Consider the following 14,840-nt stretch of genomic DNA (forward strand, 5'->3'; position numbering starts at 1 on the left):
GCCCTCCCCGCCACGCCACCGAGCGAGCGGCCGGAGGGCCTCTCCCATGACCACCGCCCCCGCCCCTGCCCGGTGATCGGGGCCGCCGCACCGCACGGGCTCGCCCCGCTCAACGGCTCGTCCCCTTCGGCCGGCGCGGTCCCTCCCACCCTCGGCGGCGGGCCGGGGGTGCCGGCCAGGACATTCGGCCACACGGCCGACCAGGTGCGCGCGCTCGACGCGGTGACCGCCGACGGGGTGCTGCGCCGGGCGGCCCCCGGCCGCTCGCCGCGCTTCTCTCTCGGCGGCGGGGGCCGCGCCGCGGGCTTCCATGACACGCGGACACGACGGAGGCCCGCCGGTCTGGTGTCGTGTCACGACCCGGCGAGCCTCTTCGGGGAGAGCTACGGCGTCAGCCCCGGCGGCCGACGAGCTTCCAGGCCGCGGGCAGCGCGCCCATGGCCAGCGCCGCCTTCAGCGCGTCACCGAACAGGAACGGCACCAGGCCGGCCGCGATCGCGGCGCTCGCCGACATGCCGGTGGCCAGCGCCAGGTACGGGACGCCGACCGCGTAGATGATCGCGGAGCCCAGCACCATGGTGCCCGCGGTGCGGAGCATGGAACGGTCGCCGCCGCGCCGGGCGAGGCCGCCGACCACGGAGGCGGCGAGCAGCATGCCGAGGACGTAGCCGAACGAGGGGAAGCCCATTCCCGAGGCGCCCTCGGAGAACCACGGCATGCCCGCCATGCCCACCAGCGCGTACACCGCGAGGGAGAGGAAGCCGCGGCGCGCGCCGAGCGCGGTGCCGACGAGGAGCGCGGCGAAGGTCTGGCCGGTGACCGGGACCGGGGAGCCGGGGACCGGCACGGCGATCTGGGCGGCGAGGCCGGTGAGCGCGGCGCCACCGAGGACCAGGGCCGTGTCCACGGCGTAACGGTGCCTGGCGGCGGGCAGCAGGTCGGCGAGGACCGCTCCGGTGCGGGCAGGGGCGGCGGCAGCAGTGCTCATCGGGACTCCGCGGGGTGAGGGCAGGTGGGGGTCGGACTGGGCCCGACGTTAGCCCACGGGTCAACGCCCGATCACCATCCGTGGCCCACAAAGCGATGACCGGGCCCTTGGTGGGGTTCGCACAAAGGGCGGTACGCAATCATATGACGGCGTGAGACTCGTCACTGAGGTGGGGGCGGAACGGCCCGGATGCGGCGGTGAGCCGATACCCGGAGGGAACTGTAGGGTCCCACCAATTCCACCCGGCCCGTCGTGGGCCCGGGGCCGTCACCGTCCCGGATCGGCCGGCGGCGGGGCCCGGGTGTCCGGGTGCACACCGTGTGTGAGCATCGTGCTCGTATAGCGGACAACGGTTCCCCGTCGCCGGGGCGCGTGCCCAGACTGTCCGCACACGTCCCCCGCGTGCCCCACGTCCCCCACTCCCCCGCGTCCCCCCACGTCTCGTCTACCGAACAGAGCTTGTTCATGTCTCGGAACTCCGTGTCTCCCCCCACCGGCTCCCCGGCCACCGTCTCCGCGGCCGGGGCCGATTCGGCTCTCACCCACGGGCTCAAACAGCGCCATCTGTCGATGATCGCCCTCGGCGGTGTCATCGGGGCCGGGCTCTTCGTCGGCTCGGGCGCGGGAATCGCCGCCGCCGGACCGTCGATCATCGTCGCGTACGCCGTCTCCGGACTGCTGGTCATGCTCGTGATGCGCATGCTCGGCGAGATGTCGGCGGCGAACCCGGCCTCCGGTTCCTTCTCCGTGCACGCGGAGCGGGCGATCGGGCCATGGGCGGGATTCACCGCGGGCTGGGCGTTCTGGGTGCTGCTCTGCGTCGCCGTCGGGCTGGAGGGCATCGGCGCCGCGAAGATCGTCACCGGCTGGCTGCCCGGCACCCCGGAGTGGGCCTGGGTCGCGCTGTTCATGGTGGTCTTCCTGGGCACCAACCTGGCCTCGGTGACGAAGTTCGGTGAATTCGAGTTCTGGTTCGCCACCCTCAAGGTCGTGGCGATCACGCTCTTCCTCGTCCTCGGCGTACTGGCGATCCTGGGCGTGCTGCCCGGTACGGACGCCCCCGGCACCGCCAACCTCAGCGGCGAGGGCGGCTTCCTGCCGAACGGCTCCGAGGGCCTGGTGATCGGACTGCTCGCCTCCGTCTTCGCGTACGGCGGTCTGGAGACCGTCACCATCGCCGCGGCCGAGTCCGAGAACCCGGTGCGGGGTGTCGCCAGGGCCGTGCGGACGGCGATGTGGCGGATCGCGCTCTTCTACGTGGGCTCGATGGCGGTCGTCGTCACCCTCGTCCCGTGGGACGACCCGAAGGTCGTGGAGGTCGGCCCGTTCTACGCGGCCCTGGACCACCTCGGCATCGGCGGCGCGGCCGAGATCATGAACGTGGTCATCCTGGTGGCCCTGCTCTCCGCGATGAACGCCAACATCTACGGCGCCTCGCGCATGGCCTGTTCGCTGGTCGGCCGCGGCCAGGGGCCGAAGCGGCTCGGCCGGATCTCCTCGGGCGTCCCGCGCACCGCGGTCCTGGTCTCGTCCGTGTTCGGCTTCCTGTGCGTGCTGCTCAGCTACTGGCGTCCCGACGACGTGTTCCCGTGGCTGCTCAACATGATCGGCGCGGTGATCCTGGTCGTCTGGATCTTCATCGCCGTCTCCCATCTGATCCTGCGCACCCGGCTGGAGCGCGAGGCGCCCGAGCTGCTGGTGGTGCGGATGTGGTTCTTCCCGTTCCTGACCGTGGTGGCGCTCCTCGCCATGGCCGGCATCTTCTTCCTGATGCTCCGCCAGCCGGACACCCGTGACCAGCTGCTGGCGACCGGTGCGATGACCCTGGTGCTCTGCGTCATCGGTGCCGTACGGCAGCGGCGGGCGGCTGCCGTCAGGGGCTGACACCGGGCGCGCCGGGGGCCTTCGGCGCGCAGGGCACGTTGAGGGAGAGCAGCGCACCGCCCTGCTCCCCGATCCTCAGCTCGCTCACCGCCGCGTTCAGCAGCCGGGGGAGGACCCGGCGGTAGGAACCCAGCGGGATCGACAGCAGTTCGCACAGGACCAGCCGCAGCAGGGTGTTGTGCGCGACGACCAGCACCCGCTGCCCCGGGTGCCCCGCCGCGATCCGGCGCAGCGCCGTCGCGCCCCGGGCCGCCGCCGCCCGGGGGTCCTCGGCCCCGGGAAAGGGGTGGGCCACCGGGTCGGCGCGGTACTCCCGGGCCTGCTCGGGCCGCTCGGCCGCGAACTCCGCCAGGGTGCGCCCCTCCACCTCGCCGAAATCGCATTCGCGCAGCTCGTGCGCGCGCCGGGGGGTGAGGTCGAGCGCCTCGCACGCGGGGCGTGCGGTCTCGATCGCGCGGCTGAGCGTGGACGTCCAGATCGCGTCGACCCCGTTACGGGCGGCCCAGTCGCCCAGCTGCCGGGCCTGGCGGCGGCCCTCGTCGGTGAGGGCGATGTCACTGACCCCGGCGTAGCGGTTCTCCGCGTGCCAGACGGTCTGCCCGTGGCGGGCGAGCAGCAGGGTGGCCGGGCTCCCGGTCATGGCGTCTCCGTTCGGGTTCTGGTCGGGGAGGTCATGGCTGCTCCGTCCGGGTCCGGTGGTCGCGCGAGGTCATGACCGCTCCGTCCGGGTCCGGGCGTGGGCGGCGACCCGGCCGGGGAGCCAGCCGCGCCGCTCCAGTTCGTCCACCAGGGTGAGGTAGGGCTCGGTGTACCACGCCGTACGCACCGGGTGCGGGTGCAGCACATGGCGCAGCCGGACCATCGCGCCCGCCGTCCTGATCAGGCTGGTTCCGTTCCCCGCACCGTAGGCGGCGAGGATCGCCATGCCCAGGGCGGGCTCGCTGTACTGCGGGATGTACACGGGCCGGCCCAGGATGTCGGCGCGCAGCCTGCTCCAGTAGCCGCTGCGGGCCGCGCCGCCGGTGAGGGTGAGCGAGCCGTAGTTCTGGGCGCCGAGCAGGTCGAGGTAGTCGAAGCAGAGCCGTTCGACCAGACCGACCCCCGTCAGCAGGGCCAGCCAGTGCTCGGCCTCGGAGGCGGGCTCGCCGAGCAGGAACCCGGTGGCCTCCGGCGCCGCGAAGGGGAACCGCTCCCCCGTCGCCACCAGCGGATACGCCACCACCCGTGCCGGTTCGTGGGGGCGGGCCAGCGCGTCCATGCGGATCGGGTCCACCGCCGGGAAGGCGGCCTTCAGGACCCCGCCGCCGACCCCGGAGGCCCCGCCCGGCAGCCAGCTCCCGTCCGGCGCGCGGTGGTTGTAGACGACCCCGGCCCGGTCCTGGACCGGGGACGAGGTGACCCCCTTGAGGACCAGCGTCGTACCGAGCACCGCGTTCCAGGAGCCGATGGTGAGCGAGCCGGAGGCGAGCTGTGCCGCACAGCCGTCCGTCATCCCGGCCACGAGGGGTGTGCCCGCCGGGATGCCTGTCTCCTCGGCCGCCGCCCGCCCCACCTCACCGATCCTCGTGCCCGGCCGCACCACCTCCGGGAACAGCCCGTCGGGCAGGCCCAGCTTGCCGAACCTGCGGCGCGGCCAGTCGTCCCGCGCCAGGTCGTAGCCGGTCTTCAGGGCGTGGCTGGAATCGGTGGGCAGCGGTGTGCCGGCGAGCCGGGCCAGGACCAGATCGGCCTGGTGCATCACCCGTACGGCGTCGCCCGCCCCGCCCCCGTACTCCTTCAGCAGCCACATCACTTTGGGCAGCGCCCAGCTCGGCGGGGACTTGGCCCTGGCCGCCTCGGCGACGGCCCGTCCGTCGTCGTACATCACCCCGGGGGTGAGCGGTCTGCCCTCCCGGTCGCCGAGCAGCACGGTGCCGGAGGTGGCGCAGACGGCGAGCGCGCGCGGGGCGGGGCCGTCCCGCAGCGCCTGCCGGGCGGCCGCGCACACGGCCGTCCACCAGTCGGCGGGCCGCTGTTCGTGTCGTACGCCCTCACGCCTGCCCGTGAGCGGGGCCGAGCCGCTGCCGAGGATCTCGCCACGGTCTCCTGCCACCACCGCCCGGACGCTCTGCGTGCCGAGATCGATGCCCATCCACATATCGGTCTCCTCTGTGAAGTTCTCACTCTGCACCGAGAATTTCCGTTGCGCGAGGGATTGACGGCCAACTTCCGTTGTTCCAAGCTCTGTTAACCAGTCGATTCGACGTGTGAACAGCCCCCCACATCTCTCCGCCCGGACCGTGGAGGTCATGGATGGACATGCACGCGCACGACCGGCGACGGTTCCTCGCCCTCGGTGCGGCCGCCTCCGCCGCCCCGCTGCTCACCGCCTGCGGTACGGGCTTCGGCGGCGGGGCGAGGAGCGACGGCTCCGCCGCCGACGACGTGACCGGCGCCTTCGACTGGAAACGGGCCAAGGGCCGGAAGGTCAAGGCGCTGCTCAACAAGCACCCGTACACCGACGCGCTGATCGCCGACCTGAAGGCGTTCACCACGAAGACCGGGATCGAGGTCGAGTACGACGTCTTCCCCGAGGACAACTACTTCGACAAGCTCACCGTCGACCTCTCCAGCGGACGCGCCTCCTACGACGTGTTCATGCTCGGCGCGTACATGGTGTGGCAGTACGGGCCGCCGGGCTGGCTGGAGGATCTCGGCCCGTGGATGCGCAATTCCTCGGCCACCGGGCCCGACTGGGACCAGGAGGACTTCTTCCCCAGTCTCCTCGCGGCCGACCAGTGGTCGCTGAAGGCGGGCGCGCCGCTCGGGCGGGGCGGGCAGTACGCGCTGCCGTGGGGGTGGGAGACCAATGTCGTCGCGTACAACACCGAGGTGTTCCGGAAGCTGGGCCTGAAGCCCGCCGAGACCTTCGACGAGCTGCGCGAGATCGCCGGGGCGATCACCCGCCGGGCGCCGGGGGCGGGCTTCGACGGGATGTACGGGGTCGCGGTGCGCGGCTCGCGCAGCTGGGCGACGATCCACCCCGGCTTCATGACGATGTACGCCCGCAACGGCCTGAAGGACTTCACGGTCGAGGGCGGGAAGGTGAAGCCCGCGATGAACTCCCCGGAGGCGATCGCGTTCACCCGGGACTGGGCGGAGATGGTACGCAAGGGCGGGCCGCCGTCCTGGACCTCGTACACCTGGTACCAGTGCTCCAGCGATCTCGGGGCGAAGAAGGCGGGGATGCTCTTCGACGCGGACACGGCCGCCTACTTCCAGGCGGTGAAGGGGGCCTCCCCGGCCTCCGGGAAGATCGCCTTCCACCCCGGCCCGAAGGGTCCCGGCGGCTCGCTCGACACCAATATGTGGATCTGGTCGCTCGGCATGAACGCCCGCAGCCGCGACAAGTCCGCCGCCTGGCTGTTCCTCCAGTGGGCGACCGGCAAGGAGCATCTGCGCAAGGGGGCGGTCGAGTACGGCCACATCGACCCGGTGCGGAAATCGATCGGCCAGGACGCCGCGTACAAGGACAAGATGCGGGGCATCCCGGGGTTCATCGAGACCTTCGAGGCGGTCGTCGACCGGACGCGGATCCAGTTCACCCCGCAGGAGCAGTTCTTCGACGCGACGACCAGCTGGGCCGCCGCGCTCCAGGAGATCTACGGCGGGAAGAACGCCTCGTCGGTGCTGAACGCCCTGGCCGGCGATCTGGCGTCGAAGGTCGGCTGACCGGTGCCGGGACGCACGGCCCCCGCGCCGGTCGCCGACGACCCCGGGGCGGCCCCGGGAAAGGCCGCCGGGAGGCAGAGGGTACGGGCGGTGCCGGGGTGGCGCCGCTCGCTGCGGCCGTATCTGCTGATCGTGCCCGCGCTGCTGCTGACCGGCGGCATCCTCTACCCGTTCGGGCTCGGCCTCTACTACACGCTGTTCGACTTCGCGGCGAGCAAGCCGCAGCCGGACCTGGTGGGCCTCGGGAACTACCGGCACATCCTCACCCAGCCCGCGTTCTGGGACTCGGCGCGGGTGACGGTGGCCTACGCGGTCGGCGCGGCGGCGGTCGAGACGGTGCTCGGGGTGGCCGTGGCGCTGCTGCTGCACCGGTCGAGCCGGGTCGGGCGGGTGCTGGAGAAGATCCTGATCCTGCCGCTGATGATCGCGCCGGTGATCGCCGCGATCATGTGGAAGCTGATGCTCCAGCCGTCGGTCGGGGTCGTCAACCACCTGCTGGAGCCGTTCGGCCTCGGCGGGGTGCAGTGGACGGACACCCCGACCGGCGCGCTGCTCTCGTCGATCACCGTGGACATGTGGGTCTACACCCCGTTCGTCGCGATCCTGGCGCTGGCCGGTCTGCGCTCGCTGCCCGCCTCGCCGTTCGAGGCGGCGGCGGTCGACGGGGCGGGCTGGTGGTTCACCTTCCGGCGCCTGACCCTGCCGATGCTCTGGCCGTACGTGCTGGTGGCCGTGATCTTCCGGTTCATGGACTCGCTGAAGGTCTTCGACATCATCTACGCGCTGACCGAGGGCGGCCCCGGCGACTCGACGATGGTGCTCCAGATCCGGGCCTATCTGGAGGCGATCCGCTTCCAGCGCTACTCGTTCGGGATCAGCTACATGATCGTGCTGTGGGCCGTGGTCTACCTGGTCACGATGGTGCTGGTGCGCTATCTGGGCCGCGTCCAGAACCGGGCGGCGGAGGTGCCCCGATGAACCGCGAACCGCTCCGCGCCGGCGCGGCGGACCACGAGGAGGCGGCCCGATGAGGCGCAAGCTGCTCTCCGCCGCCGCCGACCTGGCGCTGATCGCCTATTTCGTCTTCGCGCTGTTCCCGGTCGTCTGGATGGTGATCCTTTCGCTGAAGCCGACGAACGAGCTGTTCAGCACGTACTTCTCGTTCACCCCGACCCTCGACTCGTACCGCACGGTCCTGGGCGCCGGGGGCGACCAGGGGGTGCCGTTCGTCCGGTTCTTCGTGAACAGCCTCGTGGTGTCGCTGGGGGCCGTCGCGCTGTCGCTGGTGATCGGGCTGCCCGCCGCGTACGCCGCCGCGCGGTGGCGGTTCCGCGGCTCGGAGAACCTGATGTTCACCCTGCTCTCGTTCCGCTTCGCCCCCGAACTGACCGTGATCATCCCGCTGTTCGTGCTCTACCAGAAGCTCGGGCTCTTCGACACGTACGTCGGCGTGGTGTGGGTGCTGCAACTGGTGACGCTCCCGCTGATCGTCTGGATCATGCGGTCGTACTTCTCCGACCTCTCCCCGGAGCTGGAGCAGGCGGCGCTGCTGGACGGCTACACCCGCAAGCAGGCCTTCTTCCGGGTCGCGCTGCCGCTGGTGAAACCGGGGATCGCGGCCGTCTCGCTGCTGGCGTTCATCTTCGCCTGGAACAACTTCGTCTTCCCGCTGATCCTCACCTCGTCGCACGCGCAGACGGTGACGGTCGGCGCGCTGTCCTTCCTCGGCGGCGACCGGCCCAAGTACAACCTGACGGCCGCGGCGGCCCTGGTCTCGGTGGTCCCGCCGCTGCTGCTGGCGCTCACCATCCAGCGGTATCTGGTGCGCGGCCTGTCGTTCGGGGCGGTGAAGTCATGACCGGCCCGGCGGCCATCGCGCTGCGCGGGGTGCGGAAGCGGTTCGGGAGGAACACCGCGCTGGACGGCCTGGACCTGGAGGTGGCCGAGGGCGAGTTCTTCTGTCTGCTCGGACCCTCCGGCGCCGGGAAGACGACCACGCTCAAGACGATCGCGGGCCTGGAACAGCCGCAGTCCGGGACGGTCGAGCTGGGCGGCGCGGACATGGCGGGCGTGGAGCCCTACGACCGGGGCGTGGCCATGTGTTTCGAGTCGTACGCGCTCTACCCGCACCGCACCGCGTACGACAACCTCGCCTCCCCGCTCCGCTCGCCGCGCCACCGCCTCCCCGCGCACGAGGCGCGCGAGCGGATCGGGGAGGTCGCCGAGCTGCTGGGCATCGGCGCCCTGCTGGACCGTCAGGTGGGCCGGCTCTCCAACGGGCAGCGCCAGCGGGTGGCGCTCGGCCGGGTGCTGGTGCGGCCGGCCAGGGCGTTCCTGCTGGACGAGCCGCTGTCGCACCTGGACGCCAAGCTGCGCCAGGCGATGCGCGCGGAGCTGCGGGCGATCGGCGCGGTCCGGCGCACGACCACGCTGTACGTCACCCACGACTCGGTGGAGGCGCTGGCGCTCGGCGACCGGATCGGGGTGATCCGGGAGGGCCGGATGGTGCAGACCGGGACCCGGGAGGAGCTGTGGCACCGCCCGTACGACACCTTCGTCGCCCGGTCCTTCGGGCGGCCGCGGATCAATCTGCTGCCGGGCACGGTGACGCCCGAGGGGCGCTTCCGGTCGCCGGACGGGGCGTACGAGCTGCCGCTGGCGGTGCCCGCGCCGCCCGGCACCTCCGTCCAACTGGGCGTACGCCCGCGGGACATCGGGATCGCGGGGCCGGGGCGTACCGGCGGCGGGCCTCCCGGGCGGGAACGTACCGGTGGCGGCGGGGCCCGCGCCCTGGAGCTGACCGGCACCGTCCATGTCACCGAGCTGCTGGGCCGGGCCACCGAGGTCACCGTCCGGATCGGCGGGCAGCAGCTGTCCCTGGTCGCCCCGCGTGCCGAGGCGGCCGGGCTCAGGCCCGACCATCCGGTACGGCTCTCGTTGCGGCCTGAGAGTCTGCTGCTGTTCGAGGCCGACCGGCCGGCACGTCCAGGACGAAGGATCAGCACGTGAGCAACGTTCCGCAGCGGGGCCCCGCCCCGCGCCAGGCATCCATAGCCGAGTACGTCCTCGCCCAGGGCGAGGTGAGCGCCGCAGAGCTGGCGGAGCGCTTCGACGTCAGCCTGATGACCATCCACCGCGATCTGGACGAGCTGGAACGGCAGGGCATCGTCCGCAAGTTCCGCGGCGGCGTCACCGCCCAGCCGTCCGGTGTCTTCGAGTCGAACGTCTCCTACCGGCTGAAGACGATGCGGGCCGAGAAGGCGGCCGTCGCCGAACGGGCCCTGCGGCTCATAGAGCCGGGGATGGCGGTGATGCTCGACGACTCGACGTCCACGCTGGAGATAGCGCGCCGGCTGCGCTCCATCACCCCGCTGACCGTCGTCACCAACTTCCTGGAGGCGATCAATCTGCTGTCGCAGGAACGCGGCATCCATCTGATGGGTCTGGGCGGGGACTTCGACCCGCTGCACTCCTCCTTCCTCGGCGTCTCGTGCGTGGAGGCGGTGCAGTCGCTCCAGGTCGACATCTGCTTCACCTCGACCTCCGCCGTGTCCGGCGGCTTCGCCTACCACCAGGAGCAGCACATCGTCTCCGTGAAGCGGGCGATGCTCGACTCGGCGAGCCGCAACGTGCTGCTCCTGGACCACTCCAAGCTGGGCCGGGTCGCTCTGCACCGGCTCGCCCCGCTCTCCCGCTTCGATCTGCTGCTGGTCGACGACGGGGCGTCCCCGCGGGCACTGCGCGAGCTCGACGAACACAAGGTGCCGTACGAGGTGTGCGGCACGGGCCGGGAGTCCGGAGCGGAGGACCGCGATGACGGGTGAACACGATGACGGGTGAGCGCGGGGCGGCGACGGGTGAGTCCCGGGGCGGACGGGCGCGAGGCGGCGGTCGCGGATGACCGAACTGGCCCTGCGCGCCCTGCGCAAGACCTACACCGGGCGGGGCCGGGCCGCCGTCGAGGCCGTCCGGTCCATCGATGTCGAGCTGCGCTCCGGCGAGCTGCTGGGGCTGCTCGGCCCGTCCGGCTGCGGGAAGTCCACGACCCTGCGGATGATCGCCGGGCTGGAGACGGTGACCGGCGGCGACATCCTGATCGGCGGTTCGTCGGTGGTGGCGCTCCCGGCCCGGCGGCGCAACATCGGAGTGGCGTTCGAGAACTACGCGCTGTACCCGCCGCTGACGGTCGCGGAGAACCTCGGCTTCGGACTCGCCGCCCGGGGCGGGTGCGGCCGGGCCGAGATCCGCCGCCGGGTCGCCCGGATGGCCGAACGCATGGGGATCGCCGATCTCCTGGACGCCCGCCCGGCCGGGCTCTCCAGCGGCCAGAAGCAGCGGGTCGCCCTGGCCCGCGCCCTGATCCGCTCCCCCGACGTCCTCCTCCTCGACGAGCCGCTCTCCCATCTGGACGCCGCCCAGCGGGACACCACCCGGCGCGAGCTGAAACGCATCCAGCGCGACAGCGGGCACACCGCGATCCTCGTCACCCACGACCAGGAGGAGGCGCTGTCGCTCGCCGACCGGATCGCGGTGATGCGGGACGGCGAGATCCAGCAGCTCGGCACGCCCGAGGAGATCTACGACGCCCCGGCCAACCTGTTCGTCGCCGACTTCGTCGGGGAACCGGCCATCAACCTGCTGCCCGGCACGGCCGACGCGGCGGGCGCGGTGCGCCTCTCGGACTCCGTACGCATCCCCGTACCGCACCGGATCGCGGCGGGACGCGCGGCGGTGCTCGGGGTCCGCCCGGAGGACCTCCGCCTGGACGACACTGGTGCACGGGCCCGGGTCGCCGCCCATGAACCCCTGCTGGAATCCGGCATCGCCACGCTGTCGCTCGACGGGGTGGCGGAGCCGCTGGTCGTCGTGACCGGTCCGGAGGTACGGCTCGACCGGGACGACACCGTACGCATCACCGCCGATCCCCGGCACATCCATGTCTTCGACGCCCAGACAGGAGACGCTCTGCGATGACCCGCCCCGAGACGGTCCGGCCCGAGAGCAACCGCCCCGCGCCGAGGATTCTGCTCGCCGGTGACCACTTCGTCCGCAACTCGCTGCTCGCCGACGCCCTGCACCGGGCCCTGGGGCCGCTCGGCACGGAGCCCCGGCTCGGCGAACTCACCCTGCCCTGGCCCCTGGAACCCTTCGGCAAGGTCGCCGAGGTCGACGAGGCGAGCGATGTCGAGGACGCGCTGATCGCCGCGCTGGACGGGGTGGAGGTGTGCGTGACGCAGATGGGCCCGTTCACGGAGCGGGTGCTGGCGGCCGCCCCGGACCTGCGGCTGATCGTGGTCTGCCGGGGCGGCCCGGTCAATGTGAACGCCGCGGCGGCACACGCCCGGGGCGTACGGGTGTGCTTCGCGCCGGGGCGGAACGCGGCGGCCACCGCGGAGTTCACCGTCGGGCTGATCCTCTCCGCGCTGCGCCGCATCCCCGAGGCGCACCACTCCCTCGCCGTCGACGGCCGCTGGGACGCCTCCCACTACACCTACGAGAACTGCGGCCTGGAGCTGGAGGACACCCCGGTCGGGCTGATCGGCTACGGAGCGGTGGGCAGCCGGGTGGCCCGGGTGCTCTCCGCGTTCGGCGCCGAGGTCGAGGTGTACGACCCGTATGTGCGCGGCGACGTCCACGGCATGCGGGCCGGTTCGCTGGAGGCGCTGCTGGCCCGCTCGCGCGTCCTCACCCTGCACGCCCGACTCACCCCGGAGTCCCGGCATCTCATCGGCGCCCGCGAACTGGCGCTGCTGCCGCGCGGTGCGGTGCTGGTGAACGCGGCCCGGGGCGGGCTGCTGGACACGGAGGCGCTCTGCGACGCGCTGGACTCGGGGCAGCTGCGGGCCGCGGCGCTCGACACCTACGAGCAGGAGCCGCCCCCGCCCGGCTCGCGGCTCCTGCGTACCCCGCACCTGCTGATGACCCCGCATGTGGCGGGGGCGAGCAGGGCCGTCGCGCAGAAGGCGGCCCGGATCGCGGCCGCCGAGGTGGCGCGCTACGTACGGGGCGAACCACTCGCCCACGCCCTCCGGGAGGAGCCGTGACGATGACCGGAAGCGGATGCGGAAGCGGAACCGGAACCGAGCCGCGCTACATCGGCGTCGACGTCGGCACGTCCGTGGTGAAGGCGGCGGCCTTCGACCCGCTGGGCCGCACACTGGCCGTCGAGTCCCGCCCGGTGGGGCTGGCGATCCACGACGGCCGCGTGGAACAGGACATGGACGAGGTGTACGGCGCGGTCGGCGAGGTGCTGGCCGCGCTCGGCTCCGACGGGGTGGCGTTCGTCGGCCTCACCGGCCAGGGCGACGGCGTCTGGCTGGTGGACGCGGCGGGCCGGCCGGTCCGCAAGGCGATCTCCTGGATGGACGGCCGGGCCCATGAGCTGGTCGACGCCTGGCTGGCGTCCGGGGTCTTCGAGACCGTCTACCGGCGCACCGGCAGCGCGATGTTCCCGGGCTGTCCGGGCCCGGTGCTGGCCTGGCTCGACCGGCACGAACCTGCCGCGCTCGACGCCGCGACGACCGCCCTGTACTGCAAGGACATGGTGTTCCAGCGGCTGACGGGGGTCCGGGCCACGGACGTCTCGGACGCGTCGATGCCGTTCCTGGACCCGGTGACCCGCGCGTACGCCCCGGACGTCGTGGCCGCGCTCGGCCTCACCCACCGGTCCTCGCTCCTCGCCCCGGTCAGCGACCCGGTCGCCACCGCCGAACTCCCCTCGGGTTCACCGGTCTCCAACGGCCCGTACGACCTGCCGGCCAGCGCACTCGGCGCGGGCGTCACCCGCCCCGGCGACGGGCTCCTGATCGTCGGCACCTGCCTGGCCGCGCTGGTGGCCACCGAACGGCTCGCCCTGGACGGCGAACCGGCGGGGCTGCACATCTCCACCGACCGCCCCGGCCACTGGCTGCGCGCCATGCCCGCGATGGTCGGCACCGCCGCCCTGGACTGGGTCCTGACCACCACCGGCGTACGCCACACGGAGGTCGACGCGCTGCTCGCCACCACCGCGCCCGGCGCGAACGGGGTCCGGGTGCTCCCCTACTTCGCCCCGTCCGGCGAACGCGCCCCGTTCGTCGAACCGAGGCTGCGCGCCGAGTTCACCGGCGTGTCCCTGGAGACGACCCCCGCCGATCTGATCCGCGCCGTCTGCGAGGGCATCGGCTTCGCCGCCCGGCACTGCCTGGAGGCCGCGGGCCTCACCGGCACCCTCGCCCTGTGCGGCGGCGGCACCCGCTCCCCCGCCTGGACGCGCCTGTTCGCCGACGTACTGGGCCGCCCGGTCCGGATCGTGGAGGGCGAGGTCGGCGCACGCGGCGCGGTGCTGGCGGCGGCCCGGCGCTTCGGCACGGAGCTGGACACGGCGGCGTGGACGGCCCCGACCGCGATCGTCGACCCGGACCCGGCGCGCGCGGCGCACTACACGAAGGAGTACGAGGACCACCTGAACCGACTCGCCGACGCCCGCACACGCGCCCGCGCCTGACCTCCCGTTCCCCGGGAGGGCTCCGGTCCTACGTCGAAGGGCTGATCACCATCGACCCTTCCTGCTGTTAGCCTGCTCTTGCATAGAGGTTGCAATAACAACATGGCAGCAGCTGAAGGGTTCGATCACATGGCCACGTACACGCTTCCGGAACTCCCGTACGACTACGCGGCGCTCGAACCGGTCATCAATCCGCAGATCATCGAGCTCCACCACGACAAGCACCACGCCGCCTACGTGAAGGGTGCGAACGACACCCTGGAGCAGCTGGCGGAGGCGCGCGACAAGGAGGCCTGGGGAGCGATCAACGGGCTTCAGAAGAGCCTCGCGTTCCACCTCTCCGGCCACATCCTGCACTCGATCTACTGGCACAACATGACCGGTGACGGCGGCGGCGAGCCCCTCGCGGCGGACGGTGTCGGCGATCTGGCGGACGCGATCACCGAGTCGTTCGGCTCCTTCGCGGGGTTCAAGGCCCAGCTGACGAAGGCCGCGGCCACCACGCAGGGCTCCGGCTGGGGCGTCCTGGCGTACGAGCCGGTCAGCGGCAAGCTGATCGTCGAGCAGGTCTACGACCACCAGGGCAACGTCGGCCAGGGCTCCGTCCCGGTCCTGGTGTTCGACGCCTGGGAGCACGCCTTCTACCTCCAGTACAAGAACCAGAAGGTCGACTTCATCGAGGCGATGTGGGCCGTCGTCAACTGGCAGGACGTGGCGAAGCGTTACGCGGCCGCCAAGGAGCGCGCCGACGTGCTGCTGCTCGCCCCCTGA

13 protein-coding genes and 1 pseudogene are annotated in these 14,840 nt (G+C 72.3%); 11 read left to right on the forward strand and 3 right to left on the reverse strand.

Going from position 1 to position 14,840, the window contains the following annotated elements; all coding sequences use genetic code 11:
- Nucleotides 1-72 precede the first annotated feature (72 nt).
- Nucleotides 73-306, forward strand: a pseudogene (locus ACFVFH_RS04100) (FAD-binding protein); the annotation flags it as partial.
- 85 nt (nt 307-391) lie between these two features.
- On the opposite strand, the gene ACFVFH_RS04105 reads toward ACFVFH_RS04100, so the two are convergent.
- Nucleotides 392-988: a biotin transporter BioY gene (locus ACFVFH_RS04105; protein ID WP_383763009.1), complete on the reverse strand. Its 597-nt coding sequence runs from the start codon at nt 986-988 to the stop codon at nt 392-394.
- Between the two features lie 465 nt (nt 989-1,453).
- On the opposite strand from ACFVFH_RS04105, the gene ACFVFH_RS04110 reads away from it, so the two are divergent.
- The gene (locus tag ACFVFH_RS04110; protein WP_383763012.1) at nt 1,454-2,872 is read left to right on the forward strand and encodes an amino acid permease; all 1,419 of its coding nucleotides are present in this window, start codon (nt 1,454-1,456) and stop codon (nt 2,870-2,872) included.
- On the opposite strand, the gene ACFVFH_RS04115 is transcribed toward ACFVFH_RS04110, so the two are convergent.
- Both ACFVFH_RS04115 and ACFVFH_RS04120 read right to left on the reverse strand, forming a co-directional pair.
- Entirely contained in the window at nt 2,862-3,512 is a 651-nt protein-coding gene (locus ACFVFH_RS04115; protein ID WP_383763014.1) for a histidine phosphatase family protein, read from the reverse strand. The genes ACFVFH_RS04110 and ACFVFH_RS04115 overlap by 11 nt on opposite strands.
- A 69-nt stretch (nt 3,513-3,581) precedes the next feature.
- Nucleotides 3,582-5,009: an FGGY-family carbohydrate kinase gene (locus tag ACFVFH_RS04120; protein WP_383763592.1), complete on the reverse strand. Its 1,428-nt coding sequence runs from the start codon at nt 5,007-5,009 to the stop codon at nt 3,582-3,584.
- Between the two features lie 155 nt (nt 5,010-5,164).
- Between ACFVFH_RS04120 and ACFVFH_RS04125 the strand changes: the two genes are divergently transcribed.
- The 9 genes from ACFVFH_RS04125 (at nt 5,165) to ACFVFH_RS04165 (ending at nt 14,840) form a co-directional block, all read left to right on the forward strand.
- Complete coding sequence (locus ACFVFH_RS04125) at nt 5,165-6,583, forward strand: ABC transporter substrate-binding protein (RefSeq protein ID WP_383763017.1); 1,419 nt, start codon at nt 5,165-5,167, stop codon at nt 6,581-6,583.
- Nucleotides 6,584-6,586: 3 nt separating this feature from the next.
- A complete protein-coding gene (locus ACFVFH_RS04130; protein ID WP_383763020.1) occupies nt 6,587-7,561 on the forward strand; it encodes a carbohydrate ABC transporter permease in 975 nt (324 codons plus the stop codon).
- A 49-nt stretch (nt 7,562-7,610) separates the two neighbouring features.
- Complete coding sequence (locus ACFVFH_RS04135; protein WP_383763022.1) at nt 7,611-8,441, forward strand: carbohydrate ABC transporter permease; 831 nt, start codon at nt 7,611-7,613, stop codon at nt 8,439-8,441.
- Nucleotides 8,438-9,592: an ABC transporter ATP-binding protein gene (locus ACFVFH_RS04140; protein ID WP_383763025.1), complete on the forward strand. Its 1,155-nt coding sequence runs from the start codon at nt 8,438-8,440 to the stop codon at nt 9,590-9,592. Before ACFVFH_RS04135 ends, ACFVFH_RS04140 begins: the two co-directional genes overlap by 4 nt.
- Nucleotides 9,589-10,407, forward strand: a complete 819-nt coding sequence (locus tag ACFVFH_RS04145) for a DeoR/GlpR family DNA-binding transcription regulator (RefSeq protein WP_383763028.1) — start codon at nt 9,589-9,591, stop codon at nt 10,405-10,407. The genes ACFVFH_RS04140 and ACFVFH_RS04145 overlap by 4 nt, the downstream gene beginning before the upstream one ends.
- Before the next feature lie 73 nt (nt 10,408-10,480).
- Entirely contained in the window at nt 10,481-11,557 is a 1,077-nt protein-coding gene (locus tag ACFVFH_RS04150) for an ABC transporter ATP-binding protein (RefSeq protein ID WP_383763031.1), read from the forward strand.
- Nucleotides 11,554-12,627: a 2-hydroxyacid dehydrogenase gene (locus ACFVFH_RS04155; protein ID WP_383763034.1), complete on the forward strand. Its 1,074-nt coding sequence runs from the start codon at nt 11,554-11,556 to the stop codon at nt 12,625-12,627. The genes ACFVFH_RS04150 and ACFVFH_RS04155 overlap by 4 nt, the downstream gene beginning before the upstream one ends.
- A 2-nt stretch (nt 12,628-12,629) precedes the next feature.
- Nucleotides 12,630-14,069: an FGGY family carbohydrate kinase gene (locus tag ACFVFH_RS04160; protein ID WP_383763036.1), complete on the forward strand. Its 1,440-nt coding sequence runs from the start codon at nt 12,630-12,632 to the stop codon at nt 14,067-14,069.
- A 129-nt stretch (nt 14,070-14,198) separates the two neighbouring features.
- A complete protein-coding gene (locus ACFVFH_RS04165; RefSeq protein WP_093542517.1) occupies nt 14,199-14,840 on the forward strand; it encodes a superoxide dismutase in 642 nt (213 codons plus the stop codon).

Origin of the sequence: Streptomyces sp. NPDC057697, from assembly GCF_042799335.1 — a bacterium.
In the GTDB taxonomy this organism is placed as follows: Bacteria; Actinomycetota; Actinomycetes; order Streptomycetales; family Streptomycetaceae; genus Streptomyces.